Origin of the sequence: Pseudomonas sp. LJDD11 (genome assembly GCF_024584215.1) — a bacterium.
GTDB lineage: Bacteria > Pseudomonadota > Gammaproteobacteria > Pseudomonadales > Pseudomonadaceae > Aquipseudomonas.
On sequence record NZ_JANJFL010000011.1, the window covers coordinates 156,081 to 173,078 of the forward strand.

At 60.6% G+C, this 16,998-nt stretch carries 12 protein-coding genes; 8 read left to right on the top strand and 4 right to left on the bottom strand.

Annotated elements, in window-relative coordinates; translation table 11 throughout:
• Positions 1-3 precede the first annotated feature (3 nt).
• The 4 genes from mdtD (at position 4) to yccS (ending at position 6,513) form a co-directional block, all read left to right on the top strand.
• Entirely contained in the window at positions 4-1,398 is a 1,395-nt protein-coding gene (mdtD, locus tag NRB16_RS14870; RefSeq protein WP_045486671.1) for a multidrug transporter subunit MdtD, read from the top strand.
• 87 nt (positions 1,399-1,485) lie between these two features.
• The gene (gene dbpA / locus NRB16_RS14875) at positions 1,486-2,865 is read left to right on the top strand and encodes an ATP-dependent RNA helicase DbpA (RefSeq protein WP_257106412.1); all 1,380 of its coding nucleotides are present in this window, start codon (positions 1,486-1,488) and stop codon (positions 2,863-2,865) included.
• Positions 2,866-3,026: 161 nt separating this feature from the next.
• Positions 3,027-4,205, top strand: a complete 1,179-nt coding sequence (locus NRB16_RS14880) for an NAD(P)/FAD-dependent oxidoreductase (protein WP_084709939.1) — start codon at positions 3,027-3,029, stop codon at positions 4,203-4,205.
• A gap of 124 nt (positions 4,206-4,329) precedes the next feature.
• Positions 4,330-6,513: a YccS family putative transporter gene (gene yccS / locus NRB16_RS14885; RefSeq protein WP_045486666.1), complete on the top strand. Its 2,184-nt coding sequence runs from the start codon at positions 4,330-4,332 to the stop codon at positions 6,511-6,513.
• Positions 6,514-6,679: 166 nt separating this feature from the next.
• Here yccS and NRB16_RS14890 read toward each other — a convergent pair whose 3' ends face one another.
• Positions 6,680-7,417: an ABC transporter substrate-binding protein gene (locus tag NRB16_RS14890; protein WP_045486663.1), complete on the bottom strand. Its 738-nt coding sequence runs from the start codon at positions 7,415-7,417 to the stop codon at positions 6,680-6,682.
• A gap of 233 nt (positions 7,418-7,650) precedes the next feature.
• Between NRB16_RS14890 and NRB16_RS14895 the strand changes: the two genes are divergently transcribed.
• The gene (locus tag NRB16_RS14895) at positions 7,651-8,109 is read left to right on the top strand and encodes a GNAT family N-acetyltransferase (RefSeq protein WP_045486660.1); all 459 of its coding nucleotides are present in this window, start codon (positions 7,651-7,653) and stop codon (positions 8,107-8,109) included.
• Positions 8,110-8,112: 3 nt separating this feature from the next.
• Here the strand turns inward: NRB16_RS14895 and NRB16_RS14900 are convergent, their stop codons facing one another.
• The 3 genes from NRB16_RS14900 to NRB16_RS14910 are packed head-to-tail and all read right to left on the bottom strand — an operon-like array spanning position 8,113 to position 11,109.
• Positions 8,113-8,409: a helix-turn-helix domain-containing protein gene (locus NRB16_RS14900; protein WP_253140296.1), complete on the bottom strand. Its 297-nt coding sequence runs from the start codon at positions 8,407-8,409 to the stop codon at positions 8,113-8,115.
• A 14-nt stretch (positions 8,410-8,423) separates the two neighbouring features.
• On the bottom strand, positions 8,424-8,936 hold the full coding sequence (locus NRB16_RS14905) for a YgjP-like metallopeptidase domain-containing protein (RefSeq protein WP_045486654.1): 513 nt from the start codon (positions 8,934-8,936) through the stop codon (positions 8,424-8,426).
• Positions 8,937-8,979: 43 nt separating this feature from the next.
• Positions 8,980-11,109, bottom strand: a complete 2,130-nt coding sequence (locus tag NRB16_RS14910; protein ID WP_045486652.1) for a bifunctional diguanylate cyclase/phosphodiesterase — start codon at positions 11,107-11,109, stop codon at positions 8,980-8,982.
• Positions 11,110-11,429: 320 nt separating this feature from the next.
• On the opposite strand from NRB16_RS14910, the gene NRB16_RS14915 reads away from it, so the two are divergent.
• The 3 genes from NRB16_RS14915 (at position 11,430) to NRB16_RS14930 (ending at position 16,217) form a co-directional block, all read left to right on the top strand.
• Positions 11,430-12,098: a polysaccharide lyase family 7 protein gene (locus tag NRB16_RS14915; RefSeq protein WP_045486650.1), complete on the top strand. Its 669-nt coding sequence runs from the start codon at positions 11,430-11,432 to the stop codon at positions 12,096-12,098.
• A 287-nt stretch (positions 12,099-12,385) separates the two neighbouring features.
• The gene (locus NRB16_RS14925) at positions 12,386-13,609 is read left to right on the top strand and encodes a transposase (RefSeq protein ID WP_257106413.1); all 1,224 of its coding nucleotides are present in this window, start codon (positions 12,386-12,388) and stop codon (positions 13,607-13,609) included.
• A 148-nt stretch (positions 13,610-13,757) separates the two neighbouring features.
• Positions 13,758-16,217, top strand: a complete 2,460-nt coding sequence (locus tag NRB16_RS14930) for a TonB-dependent receptor (protein WP_257106414.1) — start codon at positions 13,758-13,760, stop codon at positions 16,215-16,217.
• Positions 16,218-16,998: the final 781 nt, after the last annotated feature.

Consider the following 16,998-nt stretch of genomic DNA (forward strand, 5'->3'; position numbering starts at 1 on the left):
CGCATGAGCACATCGACACCTGTTCTGGATGAAAAGACCCTGCGCTGGATGCCGTGGGTGATCGCCATCGCCTTCTTCATGCAAAGCCTGGACGGCACCATTCTCAACACCGCATTGCCGTCCATGGCCCAGTCACTGAAGGAAGACCCACTGCGCATGCAGTCGGTGGTGATCGCCTACATGCTGACCATCGCGCTGCTGATTCCCGCCTCGGGCTGGATCGCTGACCGCTTTGGTATCAGGCGCATCTTCTTCAGCGCGATCCTGTTGTTCAGCATTGGCTCGTTGCTCTGCGCCGTGTCATGGACCCTGGACATGCTGGTCGGGGCGCGGATCATCCAGGGGCTGGGCGGCGCGCTGATGCTACCGATCGGCCGGCTGATCGTGCTGCGTGCCTACCCGCGCTCGGAGCTGGTGCGGATCATGGGGTTCATCACCGTCCCGGCCCTGCTCGGTCCGCTACTGGGACCGACCCTGGGCGGCTGGATGGTCGAGTACATGAGCTGGCACTGGATCTTCCTGCTCAACATTCCGGTGGGCATCCTCGGTTGCTATGCGGTCAAGCATTACATCCCGGACATCCCCGGCGGCGGGCGTACGCGCTTCGACACGCTGGGTTTCCTGTTGTTCGGCGCCGCCATGCTGCTGATCACCGCCGCCATGGAAGGGCTGGGCGAGCTGCATTTGCCACACATGCGGGTGGTGCTGTTGCTGTTTGCCGGCATGGGTTGTCTGGCCGCTTACTGGCTGCGCGCCGGGCATGTCGAGGCACCGCTGTTCTCGCCGACACTGTTTCGCACCCGGACCTTCGCGGTGGGTATCCTCGGCAATCTGTTCGCCCGCCTGGGCAGCGGCGCGCTGCCGTTTCTGATTCCTTTGCTGCTGCAAGTCGCGCTGGGCTATTCGCCGTCCCAGGCCGGGATGAGCATGCTGCCACTGGCGGCCGCAGGAATGTTCGCCAAGACCATCGCGCGCTGGCTGATCGACGCGCTGGGCTACCGGATCATCCTCACCGGCAACACGCTGCTGCTGGGCATACTGCTGGCCAGCCTGGCGCTGGTGGATGCGCAGACCCCGTACTGGGTATTGCTGGTGCATCTGGCGCTGCTCGGGGCGGTCAACTCGCTGCAGTTCACGGCGATGAATACCGTGACCCTGATCGACCTGGACGATGCCAGCGCGGCCAGCGGCAACAGCCTGTTGTCAGTGGTCGCGCAACTGGCCCTGAGCCTGGGCGTGGCCTGTGCAGCAGCGCTGCTGGGCGGGTTCAGCAGCGACGTGAGTGGTGGCGAAGCCAACAGCGTGCTGGGTGCGTTCCAGCTGACCTTTCTCAGTGTCGGGGTGATGTCGATGCTGGCGGCGGGGATCTTCCTGCAGCTTCCGGGGCGCAAGGCGTAGGACAGCCCTTCGCGGCTGAAGCCGCTCCTACGCGACCTCGTGATTTGCTACACTGCGCGACATTTTTGTTTTGCAGGTCCTGCCGTCGTGACACAAACCGCTTTCAATACCTTGCCGCTGTCTGCCGCCATGCTGGCCAACCTGGAGTCGCTGGGCTATGCCGAGATGACGCCGATCCAGGCGCAGGGTCTGCCGGTGATTCTCAAGGGCCTGGACCTGATCGCCCAGGCCCAGACCGGCAGCGGCAAGACCGCAGCCTTCGGCATCGGCCTGCTCAAACCGATCAACCCGCGCTTTTTCGGCTGTCAGGCACTGGTCATGTGCCCGACCCGCGAACTCGCCGATCAGGTGGCCAAGGAGATTCGTCGCCTGGCCCGCGCCGAAGACAATATCAAGGTGCTGACCCTGTGTGGCGGCGTACCGTTCGGTCCGCAGATTGGCTCGCTGGAGCACGGCGCACACATCATCGTCGGCACGCCCGGACGTATTCAACAGCACTTGCGCAAAGGCTCGCTGGTGCTCGACGGCGTCAACACCCTGGTGCTCGATGAAGCCGACCGGATGCTCGACATGGGCTTTATCGAAGCCATTACCGAGATCGTCGAACACACCCCTGAGCGCCGCCAGACCCTGCTGTTCTCGGCTACCTACCCGGCCGGCATCAAGCAACTGGCCACGCAGTTCATGCGTGAGCCGCAGATCGTCAAGGTCCAGACCCTGCACGCCGACAGCCAGATCCAGCAGATTTTCTACGAGATCGCCCCCGAGCAACGTCTTGAAGCGGTAGTGCGGGTGCTCAATCACTTCCAGCCGGCCTCCTGCGTGGCCTTTTGCTTCACCAAGCAGCAGGTCCAGGAAGTGGTCGACCATCTGACCGCCAAGGGCATGTCGGCCGTGGCGCTGCACGGTGATCTGGAACAGCGTGACCGCGATCAGGTGCTGGCGATGTTCGCCAACCGCAGCACCTCGGTGCTGGTGGCCACCGACGTGGCGGCACGCGGCCTGGATATCGATGCGCTGGACATGGTGATCAACGTTGAGCTGGCCCGCGATTCGGAAATCCACGTGCACCGGGTCGGGCGTACCGGCCGCGCAGGCGAAAAAGGCGTGGCGATCAGCCTGGTTGCACCGCCGGAAAGTGCTCGTGCGCGAGCCATCGAATCGCTGCAAAAGACGCCACTGAACTGGCAACAGTACGACGCCCTGACCACCAAGGGCGGCGCTCGCCTGCAACCGGCGATGACCACCCTGTGCATTGCTTCGGGCCGCAAGGACAAACTGCGCCCTGGCGACATTCTTGGCGCCCTGACCGGCGACGCGGGCATTGCGGGTAAACAGGTCGGCAAGATCGCGATTTTCGACTTCCAGTCGTATGTCGCCGTTGAGCACGCCGTCGCCCAGCAGGCGCTCGATCGCCTGAACAAAGGCAAGATCAAGGGCAAATCGCTGCGCGTGCGAATCATCTGATCGCACCGCAACCTCTGGCCATCGACTTGTGGGAGGCAGCTCTGCTGGCGACTGCTCACACCCTGTCGCGGGCAGACCGGGGCGCCGGCCGGCCCCTCCCACAAAAGCCGGGACAGGTCTGCTGCAACGGCGTCTGCCCATCTATTCACGAGGATCTTTCGTTGTCCGTTACTGACGTTGTAATCATCGGCGCCGGCGCCGCCGGCCTGATGTGCGCCCTGACTGCCGCAGCTCGCGGACGGCGGGTGATGGTCATCGACCATGCCAATAAACCGGGCAAGAAGATTCTGATGTCCGGTGGCGGGCGCTGCAATTTCACCAACATGTACACCGAGCCCTCCAACTTTCTGTCGCACAACCCGCACTTCTGCAAGTCGGCACTGGCGCGCTACACGCAGTGGGATTTCATCGACATGGTGCTGCGCAACGGCGTGCCATACCACGAGAAAAAGCTCGGCCAGCTGTTTTGCGACAACAAGTCCAGCGACATTCTGGAAATGCTTCTGCATGAATGCCAGCAGGCCGGTGCCAGCCTGCACATGGACACCGCCGTGCAGAAGATCGACAAGACCGACACAGGCTATCGGTTGCAGACCAGCCTCGGACGCCTGGACTGCGCCTCACTGGTAATCGCCACCGGCGGCCTGTCGATTCCGACCCTGGGCGCCACCGGCTTCGGTTATCAGGTCGGCGAGCAGTTCGGCCACACGTTGCTGCCGACCCGTGCCGGCCTGGTGCCATTTACTATCACCGATCAGCTCAAGGCCCTGTGCAGCGAGTTGTCCGGCACCTCCGTCGATTGCCTGGTCAGCTGCAACGATGTCAGCTTTCGCGAAAACATACTGTTCACCCATCGCGGCCTGAGCGGCCCGGCAGTGCTGCAGATTTCCTCGTTCTGGCTACCTGGCGACACGGTACACATCAACCTGCTGCCCGACCGCGATGCCCATGAATGGCTCAAGCAGCAACAAGCCGAACGGCCCAATAGCGAGCTGAAAACCCTGCTGGGCGAGGTATTCACCAAGAAGATGGCCAACCTGCTGGCCGATCACTGGTTCAGCTCCAGACCGATGAAGCAATACCCCCACGCCGAGCTGGCCGCGATCGCCGAAAAACTGGCGGACTGGCAAGTGGTGCCCGCCGGCACCGAGGGCTATCGCACGGCGGAAGTGACGCTGGGCGGTATCGACACCCGCGAAGTGTCATCCAAGACCATGGAGTCACTGAAATCGCCAGGGCTGTACTTCATCGGCGAAGTGCTGGACGTGACCGGCCACTTGGGCGGGTTCAATTTCCAGTGGGCCTGGGCGTCCGGTTACGCGGCAGCGCAGTATGTGTGACACGGTGTCGCAGCCAGGTCGCAACCGAACCAACCGGAATATATTTTGCTAATGCGGATGTACAGCTTGCCTGCGGCGCTGTAAATATCCATCTGCACTCGCGAAAAAGGCTGTCAGCGCATTCATGGCATCGAAATCCCTGAGTCATACCTTCCGCCGCCTGTGGGCGCAGGACAAGTTTGCCTATAGCATCCGGGTGTTTATCGCCCTGACCGGCAGCATGGCGCTGTGCTGGTATCAGAATGAGATGGGCCTGTTGATTCCGCTGTTTCTGGGAATCATCGCCTGCGCCCTGGCCGAGACCGACGATAACTGGCAGGGCCGGCTCAACGCCCTGGCCGTGACGCTGGTGTGCTTCAGCATCGCCGCGCTGGCCGTCGAGCTGCTGTTTCCCTACCCATGGATCTTTGCCATTGCCCTGGCGCTGGCCAGCTTCTGCCTGACCATGCTCGGCGCCCTTGGCGAGCGCTATGGCGCGATTGCCTACGGCACCTTGATCCTGTCGGTGTACACCATGATCGGCGTCGATCAGCGCGGCGGCGAGGTGCTGGACTTCTGGCACGAACCGATGCTGCTGGTGGCCGGCGCGGCCTGGTACGGCTTGCTATCAGTACTCTGGCAGTTGTTGTTCTCCAACCAGCCCGTCCAGCAGGCGCTGGCCCGGCTGTTTCGCGAGCTGGGCCTGTACCTGAAGCTCAAGTCGAGCCTGTTCGAACCGATTCGTGGCCTGGATATCGAGGCCCGGCGCCTGGAGCTGGCGCAGCAGAACGGCAAGGTCGTCGCCGCACTCAATGCCACCAAAGAGATCATCCTGCACCGGGTCGGCAGCAACCGGCCCGGCTCCAAGGTCAGCCGCTACCTGAAGCTGTACTTTATTGCCCAGGACATCCACGAGCGCGCCAGCTCGTCGCACTACCCCTACAACGCGCTGACCGACGCATTCTTTCACAGCGACGTGCTGTTTCGCTGCCAGCGCCTGCTACGCCAGCAAGGCTCGGCCTGCCAGGCACTGTCCGAATCGATCCAGATGCGCCAGCCGTTTATCTATGACGCCAACTTTGCCGAGGCCATGGAAGACCTGCGCGCCTCGCTGGAGCACCTGCGCCTGCAAAGCAACCCGGCCTGGCGCAGCCTGCTGCGCTCGCTGCGGGCGCTGGCTGCCAACCTGGAAACCCTGGACCGCCTGATTAGTGACGCCAGCAATCCCGACGCCCTGGCCGATGCCAGCGACAGCAGCCTGCTGGACCGCTCACCGCGCAACCTCAAGGATGTCTGGAACCGCCTGCGCCTGCAGATGACGCCGACCTCACTGCTGTTTCGCCATGCACTGCGCCTGCCCCTGGCGCTGTCGGTCGGCTACGCCATGGTGCATCTGATTCATCCGGCCAACGGCTACTGGATCATCCTGACCACGGTCTTTGTCTGCCAGCCCAGCTATGGCGCCACGCGGATCAAGCTGGGCCAGCGGATCATCGGCACCGCCATTGGCCTGGTCGCGGGATGGGCGCTGTTCGGCCTGGTCACCAGTCCGATCCTGCAATCGATGTGCGCGGTACTGGCCGGCGTGGTGTTCTTCGTCAATCGCACCACCCGCTATACCCTGTCGACCGCTGCCATCACGGTGATGGTGCTGTTCTGCTTCAATCAGGTTGGCGACGGTTACGGGCTGCTGTTGCCACGCCTGTTCGATACCCTGCTCGGCAGCCTGATTGCGGGCCTGGCGGTGTTCCTGTTCCTGCCTGACTGGCAGGGCCGGCGGCTGAACAAGGTGTTGGCCAATACCCTGGCCTGCAACAGCGTCTACCTGCGCCAGATCATGCAGCAGTACGCCAAGGGCAAGAGCGACGACCTGGCCTATCGCCTGGCCCGGCGTAACGCCCACAACGCCGACGCGGCGCTGTCTACCACGCTGGCCAACATGCTCAAGGAGCCTGGGCATTTTCGTAAGGAAGCCGATGTGGGCTTTCGCTTTCTGGTGCTGTCGCACACCTTGCTCAGTTACCTGTCGGGCCTGGGTGCGCACCGCGATACCCAGTTGCCGCCGACTGTCCATGAGCACCTGATCGATGGCGCCGGCGCAACCCTGGCAGCCAGCATCGAAGACATTGCCCGCTGTCTGGCCGAACGTCAGCCGGTCGCCGTCCAGAGCGACGCTGAAGAAGCACTGGCCAATGAGCTTGAGCAAGTCACCGATGAACTGGAAGAAAGCCAGCGCCTGGTACAGACCCAACTGGCGCTGATTTGCCGGCAACTGGCGCCACTGCGCACCTTGGCCGCGCACCTGGTCAAGCAGCCGGAGCCGGCCTGAGAGGATCTCTACAAAATGGCTGCACTCGGCAATACGGCGTTGAAATCGGCCTGGATCGCCAGCCCGGTCAAAATGCTCATGTACTTATGTACACAGCGCTTTTTCGTTCGATTTCGCCTTGTCTTGCCTTCGTTCGCCTATTTTGTAAACACCCTCTGAGCGCCGATCAGAAGCCGTGCCGACGCAACAGTTCGTAATAGCTGCCGTCGGCCTTCATCGCGGCAATCGCCGCATCGAAGCGCTCCACGACACGGGCATGATCGGGGCGTTTGAGACTGACCAGAATGTGCAGGCTGTTTTCACTCAGCGGCTGGGCCAGAAACTCCAGCGCATCACGGACATCGGGTTCTTCCAGCGCCAGGTGATTGCGGGCGACGTATTCGTCTTCGAGAATCAGGTCGATGCGCCCGGCGGCGAGCATCCGCGCCGCGATCGAGAAGTTCTGTACCTGCACCTTGCGTACCTGGGCGTCGGCGTCAAACCCCGGCGAGTAGGCATAACCGCGCACCACACCGACCTGATAGCGATGCAGCATGCTGGGTGTCCAGCTGTCGAACGGTGCGTCCCGGCGCTTGAGAAAACGGACCCGGTTGAGCAGGTATTCGCCTGAAAAGTGACCTATACGCGTGCGCTCATCGGTGTACCAGGCATTGATCAAGACATCGTAGCGACCCTCGCCAAGTCCGAGTATGGCTCGGGCCCAAGGCACCTGATCGTAACTGGTGACATAACCCGCCCGGGCCAGCGCAGTGCTGACAATATCGGTGGCCAGACCGCCATTGGGCAAATTGACGTCAGTGAATGGCGCCCAAGGGTCAGCCACCAGTCGCAGACGTTCGGCGGCGTTGGCCCCGCTTATCAACAGCAGCCCCGCCACTCCCATGATTCGAATCCATCGCCGCATGCGCGATACCTGAAGGGGCCTGTCGTCCATAACGCTTCCAATCCACTCATCACTGTTCGATGCGACGCCCGCCTCAGCTGTGCAGATGCTACCGATCCACTCACAGTGAAACAGGCAAGCACCCTTTACCCTGCGCCACACAACGCGCCAGACAGCGGGTGGCAGAGGGTTTTATTGGGAATACCGTCCGATGGGTTTAGAATCCTGTTCAGGTTTTTCTCCGAGTCAGCGACATGTCTATCAAATGGATCTGCAAACACCATACCGACTTGAGCATAGAGCAGCTTTATTCGCTGCTGCGCCTGCGTGCCGAGGTGTTCGTCGTCGAGCAGCAGTGTGCCTATCTGGATGTGGACGGCATGGACCTGATCGGTGACACCTGCCATGTGATGGGCTGGCAGGAAGGCCAACTGGTGGCGTATCTGCGCTTGCTGGACCCGATCCAGCAGGGCGGCGATGTGACCATTGGCCGGGTGGTGACAGCCCCGACGATCCGCAACAAGGGGCTGGGCCATGAGTTGATGGTCCAGGCCCTTGAACAGGCCGAGCGCAAATGGCCGGACCAACCCATTTATCTATCGGCGCAGGCCCATCTGCAGGGCTACTACAGCCGCTATGGTTTCAATGCCGTGGGCGAGGTGTATCTGGAAGACGGTATCGCGCATATCGGCATGCGCCGCGACCTGGAATAACCGCTACGGATAACCCAGCACCCGCTTGATGCCCGCCAGATTGCGCTCGATCCAGCACGGGTCAATCGCCCCCCAATCATGAATACGATAATCACCGGCCTGATGCCGGGCACCTTCGCGCTGTTCGAACTCACAAACGATATCCAGATCGGCCAGTGCCGCAATGGTGTCCTGCGCGGTACGCCGGGGCATGCCGGTGGCTTCGGTCAGGGCCGGCACGCTGCAGGCCTGGCCACTGTCAATCAGCCAGGCCACGTAAAGGCGCCGGTAGAAGCTGCTTTTGGTCTTGCTCACGTCCATGCCGGGTTCTCGTCTCAGCCGGCCTGCAGATCGCGCCAGGTCAGATAGACGCGCAGGTCGAATTCCAGTTGGTGGTAACCGGGCAGCATGTGCTCACAAAGCTTGTAGAACGCCTTGTTGTGCTCGGACTCTTTGAAGTGCGCCAACTCATGGACCACGATCATGTCCAGAAACTGAGGGGCCGCTTCCTTGAACAGCGAGGCTACGCGGATTTCCTTCTTGGCCTTGAGCTTGCCGCCCTGCACCCGTGACACCGTGGTATGCAGGCCCAGCGCCCGATGGGTCAGGTCCAGACGGTTGTCGAACAGCACCTTGTCGATCGGCGGGGCATTGCGCAGGTGCTGGTTTTTCAGTTCCAGCGCATAGGCATACAGCGCCTTGTCGCTCTGAATAGCGTGACGGCCTGGATAGCGCTGCTGCAGGTAGTCGCCCAACTGCTGTCGGGCAATCATCTGACGCACCTGATCCTGCAGGGTCGCAGGGTAGGCTTGCAGGTACTTGAGTGGTGGCTGAGGACTGCTGGTCATCACAAAATAGCGGTAGCGGATCGAGCGCTGCAGTCTACACCACTCAACGCACGCACAACGCAGCAAGGCTGGTCTGACGGGGCAACTGACCGGCCTGTTCGACGCCCATCGGCGCACCCAGCAACGGGCCTTGCACCAATTGGCAGCCGTTTTCGCTCAGCCAGTGCAGTTGCGCCTGGGTCGTGACACCGTCGGCCATGACCAGAATGCCAAGGTTGCGCGCCAGCTCGATGATGCTGTGTGCCATTGCCGCGTCTCGCGGCGAGTCCAGCAAGGTAGCGATAAAGTGCCGGTCGAGCTTAAGGGTGTCGAGTTCCAGATTGCGCAGGTGCAACAGCGAACAGTCGCCCACCCCAAAATCGTCCAGGGCCACGCGCACGCCAATATCATGTAACTGGCCCAATTGCTTGCGGCTGTGGGCGAGGTTATGCAGCAGCGAGCGCTCGCAGATTTCCACTTCGATCTGCCCGGCATTGATCCCGTGGCGCTGCATCGCCGCCTGCAGCTGCGCCGCCAGGTTGGGCAGACAGAACTGCGCGGGGCCGATGCTGACACTCACCACCAGATCAGCGTCGAACAGCGGGCCCCAGGCGCGGCGCTGCTCGGCACTCTGATCGAACATCCAGTCACCGAGACGGTTGATCAGCCGGGTTTCCTCCAGCAATGGCATGAACAGATCCCGTGGCACGTCGCCAACCACCGGATGCTGCCAGTGCAGAATGGATTCAAACCCTCGTAAACGACCGTCCGCGACATGCACCTGCGGCTGATAAAGCACCGAGAACTGCCGGTCTTCGATAGCGTTACGCACACTTTCTTCAAGCATGAGCCGCGACCGGGCACGGCCATTCATGTTCTGGTCGTAGAAACGGTATTGCTGGCGCCCGGCACGCTTGGCTTCATACATGGCGGTATCGGCCACCCGCAGCAACTCATCAAGGTTACTGCCACAGGCCGGATGGGTCGCGATACCGATGCTCACCCCCAGCGTGGCGTCGATACCATCGACATGCCGACGAACCGATACCCGTTCGATGAGTTTTTCCGCGACCTTGGCTGCCTGTTCGGGGTGTTCCAGACCTTCTATTACTACAGCGAATTCGTCACCACCAATGCGCGCCAGCACATCGTAAGGACGCATGCACTCACGCAGCTGCCCGGCCACCCAAAGCAATACCTGATCGCCGGCCTGATGGCCGAGCGAGTCGTTGATACGCTTGAACCCATCAAGATCCAGGTACAACACGGCCAGGCAACGATGCGTCCGTTCGTTACGCTGCAACATGTTCTCCACAGCCTTGTAAAGGCCGCGGCGGTTGAGCAACCCGGTCAGCGCATCAGTGACCGCCTGTTGCTCCAGTTGCCGGTACAGGTCGCGCTCTACCGACATGTCGAGAACGCTCAGCACCATGCCGGCCTGCTCGGAGGGCAGCGGCGCACACGAGAACGTCACCGGCAGATGGCCGCCAGTGCGGGTCAGCAGGGTTGCATCGTGCACCCGCCAGGTTTCGTTGCGGCGGTAGTAGGTATGAAAACCCGACTCCAGCCAATGCCCGGACTGCGGCTCGCAGACATGGTCGAGCAATGAAGAGCCACTAAGTTGCTGCTCGCTGGCATCGAGCAACCGGCAGATTGCCGGATTGACGAAGCGAATCACCCCGGCTTCGTCAACCACCACAATGCCTTCGGCCACGTTGGACAGCACCGACTCGTTGAATGCCCGGGCGGCGTCCAGTTCATGGGTCAGCTTTTGCAATGCGCGACGATTGCGCTGCTGCTCCAGCAGCGCCTGAACCTTGGGCTTGAGGACATTGGGGTCAAACGGCTTGAACAGATAATCAGTGGCGCCGCTGGCATAGCCCTTGTGTACGGCTTCCTGGGATTGCTCGTTGGCGGTCAGGAAAATGATCGGGGTCAGACGGGTTCGCTGGCTGCCACGCATCAGCCGCGCGACCTCGAAGCCGTCCATGCCGGGCATCTGCACATCCAGCAGCACCAGATCAACTTCGCGCTCAAGCAAAACATTCAATGCTTCGAACCCTGAACTGGCGGTCACGATGCACCAGTCGGCGCGCTGCAGCACCGCGCGCATCGTCACGAGGTTTTCAGGATAGTCATCGACGACCAATAAGACCGAAGCGCTATCATTGGAATTATCTTGAGCGCGTTCCATGCAACTTCTCTTTTCGAATCTCTTGGTCCCAATACCCGACGCCAGCTGGCAGTCGGCAAAGTGACTTCACTGTAGACCGGTCTCGGCAAAAGGGTAAGCAAGCAAGCGGATTGCCATTACAAAAGTCATTTCCAGCCGACTAACGGTATATCCGCCCAAGCCCTCTAGACTCGTGCTTCACAGACCCGTTGCCAGCAGATTGATTCCATTTTTCATTCCAATTAGCGATTAACAACCAAGGTATATATCCGTATAAAAACGCTGCGCGTCTCCTGAGTAATTTTTTCCGGGAGATAACAACAACTTGCGGAATAACCCGGATGATCGATCTCGGTTCATGGAACCTCAGCATACCGGTGGGTTCGCCCCCCAAAACTGTCGAAACCTCAGAACTCAAACGCGGTTACGACGGTAAATACTTCGAGTCCCACAGCGAACATATCTTCTTCTGGTCGCCAGTGACCGGCACCAAGACCGCCAATGCCAAGTTCCCGCGCAGTGAACTGCGTGAAACCTGGTCCGATGGCACCCCGCACAACTGGCTATTTCCCCAGGCGGACAACTATCTGCGCGCGACCCTGACCGTCAATCAGGTTCCTTCCAGCGGCAAGATCGTGATCGGCCAGATCCACGCCAAGGACAGCACCCGACCGATGCTCAAGGTCGAATACCAGTACAAGGAACGGCTGCAGACCGGTGCGATCGTCGCCAAGGTGCGTCAGCGCTTCGACGACAAAACCGCGCGGGTGATCCGCGTAGCCGAAGGCGTCGAACTCAATGAACGCTTCAAGTACATCATCCACCTCAGCCGTGGCGGTGAACTGAGCGTCAGCGCTCGGGACATGAACTGGAAAACTGACATCGGCGCCAGTTGGCGCGACAAGCCGCTGTACTTCAAGGCCGGTGTCTATACCCAGGACAACACCGGCTACACCTCAGAAGGCGGCAAGGCGACCTTTTACAAACTGGATATCGACCATAACAAATGAAAACGGCCCGCATCTGCGGGCCGTTTCATTGACCATCGGGGCGCGACAAGCCCCGCCGTTCAGGGCGGGGAAGGATAGCGCGGACGGCGTAGCCGTCCTCGGTCGCAGTGGGGGCTGCTGCAACTGTTCGGTGTACGCACCGCCACAGGATGAGGCGAAGTAACATGGCGACACAGATGCCCTTATACGGCGGTATTTCGTTACAAAGACCCCATGGGCATGCACCTTGAAAACACCGTGCCGTCCGCGCCTAATGTCGTCTTCATTGCTCATGGCTCAAGAGCAGGATGCAACGACTTCAAGCCTTCAAGTACGAACTCATGCCAGACGGTCAGCAGGAGCGGCAAATGCGCCGCTTTGCGGGCTCCTGTCGCTTCGTCTTCAACAAGGCGCTGGCGTTGCAGAAGGAGCGCCACGAGCAAGGCGAGAAGAAGCTCGGCTATGCGGGCCTGTGCAAGTTGCTGACCGAGTGGCGCCATAGCCCGCAAACCGCATGGCTGGCCGATGCGCCTGTTCACCCATTGCAACAGAGCCTCAAGGATCTGGAGCGGGCCTACACCAACTTCTTCGCCAAGCGAGCCGACTTTCCCCGGTTCAAGAAGAAGGGGCAGCGCTATAGTTTCCGCTATCCCGACCCGAAACAGATCAAGCTCGACCAGACCAACAGCCGCCTGTTTCTGCCCAAGCTGGGCTGGTTGCGCTACCGCAACAGCCGCGAGACGCTGGGTACTGTGAAGAACATCACCGTGAGCCAGTCGTGTGGCAAGTGGTTCGTGAGCATCCAGACCGAACGCGAGATCGATGAGCAGCCCACGGCACAGGGTGCGGCAGTCGGCATCGACATGGGCATTGCCCGCTTCGCCACGCTTTCGGATGGTTCGTTCTACGCACCCCTCAACAGCTTCAAACGCCATGAAACCGCGCTGTGCAAAGCGCAGCAGGCGATGAGCCGCAAGGTCAGATTCAGCCGCAACTGGAAGAAGGCGAAAGCCCGCGTCCAGCGCATTCACTCGCGCATCGGCAATGCCCGCCGCGACTACCTGCACAAGTGCTCCACCACGATCAGCCAAAACCACGCGATGGTGTGTATCGAAGACTTGCAGGTACGCAATATGTCCAGGTCGGCGGCAGGTACGGCCGAGGCGCCGGGAAGAAACGTTCGGGCCAAGTCTGGCCTGAACAGGGCCATCCTCGATCAGGGCTGGTTCGAGTTCCGTCGCCAACTGGACTACAAGCTGGCGTGGCGCGGCGGCTGGCTGATTGCCGTGCCGCCGCAAAATACCAGCCGCACGTGCCCGTGTTGCGGCCATGTGTCGGCGGCCAACCGCCAGACGCAAGCCCTGTTCAGGTGCGTGGGATGTGGTTTTGAAGGCAACGCCGATGTGGTCGGCGCGATCAATGTACTAAGGGCGGGACACGCCCGGTTAGCCTGTGAAGTGAGCGCAGAGGTCATGGCGCCAGCAGCAGGAACCCACCGAAGCGACTCGGGGGCGGCTCGATGCCGCGCCTGAGCGCCGTAGGAATCTCCGGCCTTCAGGCCGGGGAGGATGTCAATGCGCCAATCAAGTAAATAAAAATGCATCGTCTTTGCATCAAATCTGTATCCCGTTCGGCTATCCCTTCGATATTGGTCATTACACACCCCGGGGGAGGGGATACATGAAACCTTGCTTGCCCATCCGCACCACCTTGAGCACTGCCATTCGCGTTTGTCTGTTCGGCCTGGGAAGCGCCTGCCTGATGCCCTCACTGCATGCGGTGGCCGACGATGCCGCGACCCAGGGCAGTGTGCGCAGTTATGACATTCCGGCCGGCAGCCTGACCGAGGTCCTGAGCCGTTTTGCCGCTTCGGCCGGGGCGGCGATTTCTTTCGATGCCGGGCAGTTGCAAGGCAAGACTTCAAACGGCCTGCGCGGTACTTACAGCGTGCAGCAAGGCTTCGCCACTTTGCTGGCCGGTAGCAACTTTCAGGTCGTGGCACAGGGCAACGGTAGTTACGTGCTTATCCCGCGACCTGTTGGCGTCGCCGATGGCGCTATCGAGCTGGGGGCCACCAGCGTTATGAGTAGTGGCCTGGGCAGCGTGACCGAGAACTCCGGTTCTTACACCACCGGCGCGGTGAGCATCGGCAAGGCGCCGCAGACTCTGCGGCGTACCCCGCAATCGGTCACGGTACTGACCAGCCAGCGTCTGCAAGACCAGAACCTGACCAGCCTGACCGCGGTGCTGGAGCAGACCCCCGGTGTGGTGGTGGACCTGTTCGACAGCGAGCGGGTCAACTATTACTCGCGCGGCTACCAGATCGACGCGATTCAGTTCGACGGCGCCACGGTAGTGCAGGGCAGTGGTGGCGGGTCGTTTATTCAAAGCGATTCAGCGCTGGTTGATCACATTGAAGTGCTGCGCGGCGCCACCGGTATGTTGCGTGGTTCGGGTAACCCGTCAGGCACGGTGAACATGGTGCGCAAGCGCCCGACCCGTGAATTCCAGGGTTCGGCCAGCGTGACCGCCGGCTCCTGGGATGCCCAGCGCTACGTGCTGGATGTGTCCGGGCCGCTGAACGAAGGCGGTGGCATTCGCGGCCGGATGATCGCAGTGCACGATGACCGCGACATGTTTCAGGACACCCGGATGGAGCGCAAGAATGTGCTCTATGGCGTGCTGGCTGCCGACCTTACCGACAGCACCACCCTGACCACCGGCATCGAGTACACCGAACTGGACGCTACCGGTGCCTGGGGCGGCCTGCCGGCGGACTTCAGTGGCAAACCCCTGGACCTGTCGCGCAGCACCTATCTGGGGACCAACTGGAACCGCTGGAACCGCAGCAACCTGCAAACGTTCGTCGAGCTGGAGCACATGTTCGCCAACGACTGGAGTCTGAAGCTGTCCGGCACCCGCACCCATTTCCGGCTGGACGATCACGGTTTCAAACAGACCTACATTTCCAGGGCCAGTACCACCAACCCGTATCTGGTCAATGTGCAGACCACTGAAGGCGATGGGGGTGAAAGCGAGCAGAGCCACCTCGGCGCCACGCTCAATGGTCCGTTCAGTCTGTTCGGGCGTCAGCACGAGTTGCTGCTCGGCGTGGAGCGGATCAGAAACGACTCGACCGCATCGGCCACCAACCTCATGCCCAACCTGACCAATGTCGATGTGCGCACCTGGAACCCGAGCACCCTCCTGCCGGAGCCGGTCATCAACATCAGCGCCCGTCCGGTGCTGACCCGCACCACTCAGGAGGGCGCACATGCGACCTGGCGCATTTCCCTGGCCGATCCGCTGACCGCCATTGTCGGCGCCCGGATCAACTGGTGGGACTATGATCAGTCGACCAGCGCCACTGGCGACTACAGCGTGAATCAGGAGGTCGTGCCTTACGCGGCGCTGATCTACGACCTGAATGAAAATTTCAGCCTGTATGGCAGCTACACCGAGATTTTCAGCCCGCAGAGTGCAACTGACGCAACCGGGTCGGTGCTTGATCCGGTGACCGGCGAAGCTTACGAGATGGGCATCAAGGGTGAGTTCTACGAGGGGCGGCTGAACACCTCGCTGGCGCTGTTTCGTATCAACCAGGTTGGTAAGGCGCTGGACGACATCTCCGGGCCTAACCCGTGCCCGCCGTTGTACCCCAATGGCTATTGCCAGGCGGCCAGCGGCAAGAGCCGCAGCGACGGCTTCGAGATTGAGGTGTCCGGCGAGGTGCTGCCAGGCTGGCAGGTTTCCGGCGGCTACACCTACACCAGCACGGAGTTTCTTAAAGACACGGTGAGCAACACCGGTAATGTCCTGCGCTCTACCGACCCCAAGCGCATGCTCAAGCTGTTCACCAGCTATCGCCTGCCAGGCGCCTGGTCGGATCTGACCATTGGTGGCGGGGTTCGCGCGCAGAGTGATATCTATTCGCGCAGTGGGGCAGCAACGGCTACTCAGAGCGGTTACGCGATATACAGTGCAATGGCCAGCTATCGCTTCAATGATCACTACTCGGTACAGGTCAACGCCAACAACTTGTTCGACAAAGAGTACTACAAGAAGATCGGTGCCACGGCCACCGGGTACTACTGGGGCGAGCCACGCAGCCTGGAGATGACGTTGCGCGGTACGTTCTAGTTACTCGGTTTAAAGGTTTCACTCAAATAGAGGTCATCTCCTTCAATCGAGGGGGTGGCCTTTTTTAAGGTGTGATCGAAAGCGGGATAAGTAGGCTCATTGAATAAGAGGTGCTGAAATAAAATTGTCATGAGTGTCCGGAAGTTACGCTTGGCGGGCGACTTGTTTCAGTAACTTAACCCGAAACTAATTGACAGTGTTGTAACATTTCTACATTCTTACTTCGCGTTACTGCTGGTCAGGAACGCGAAAGGGGCTTGTAGGACATTCCCTGAACGACGGAGTCCAACGCCACTTCACGATGTTGAAGAAAGAATGACGCCATGCAATTTCAGTGGCCGCTGCTGTTTCTCTCTCACACATAATAATTCATGCCTGTGTCGTCTAACGCGATGTCGGACAGATTAAGTTTTTTTGTCTGCCTTTGATTGGGTGTTGTACGAAAACGGCCTGCGCTCGACCATGCGCTGCCAAGAGCGGCTCGTGCGCGAGTCCGATCGCGATGCTCATTGGCGCCAGTAACATCGACCGTGACGGTTGCTCGCCGGTTTTTGCCGTGCCTGTCCTTCGCCCGCTGACTTTTAGTACATCAACCTGGTTCGCTGCCCGTTTATGGGGCGCGAAAGTTTTAGGTGTATGGCACAGCAGAGTGCCGTCGTTTTCTTCCCCATGTACCTAAAGAGAATATGCATGGAACAGCATAGCCTTGTGGAGTTTTCAAACCGTGGCGCCACACGCCCTGCCTATTGGTGGGCGGGTTCACCGAGCAGCTATCCTTTGT

Excerpts from the sequence above, each read along its gene's own strand:
- NRB16_RS14930 (WP_257106414.1), top strand. The coding sequence starts at position 13,758 with ATGAAACCTTGCTTGCCCATCCGCACCACCTTGAGCACTGCCATTCGC.
- NRB16_RS14915 (WP_045486650.1), top strand. The coding sequence starts at position 11,430 with ATGATCGATCTCGGTTCATGGAACCTCAGCATACCGGTGGGTTCGCCC.
- mdtD (WP_045486671.1), top strand. The coding sequence starts at position 4 with ATGAGCACATCGACACCTGTTCTGGATGAAAAGACCCTGCGCTGGATG.
- NRB16_RS14910 (WP_045486652.1), bottom strand. The coding sequence starts at position 11,109 with ATGGAACGCGCTCAAGATAATTCCAATGATAGCGCTTCGGTCTTATTG.
- NRB16_RS14925 (WP_257106413.1), top strand. The coding sequence starts at position 12,386 with ATGCAACGACTTCAAGCCTTCAAGTACGAACTCATGCCAGACGGTCAG.
- NRB16_RS14890 (WP_045486663.1), bottom strand. The coding sequence starts at position 7,417 with ATGCGGCGATGGATTCGAATCATGGGAGTGGCGGGGCTGCTGTTGATA.
- NRB16_RS14895 (WP_045486660.1), top strand. The coding sequence starts at position 7,651 with ATGTCTATCAAATGGATCTGCAAACACCATACCGACTTGAGCATAGAG.
- yccS (WP_045486666.1), top strand. The coding sequence starts at position 4,330 with ATGGCATCGAAATCCCTGAGTCATACCTTCCGCCGCCTGTGGGCGCAG.
- NRB16_RS14900 (WP_253140296.1), bottom strand. The coding sequence starts at position 8,409 with ATGGACGTGAGCAAGACCAAAAGCAGCTTCTACCGGCGCCTTTACGTG.
- NRB16_RS14905 (WP_045486654.1), bottom strand. The coding sequence starts at position 8,936 with ATGACCAGCAGTCCTCAGCCACCACTCAAGTACCTGCAAGCCTACCCT.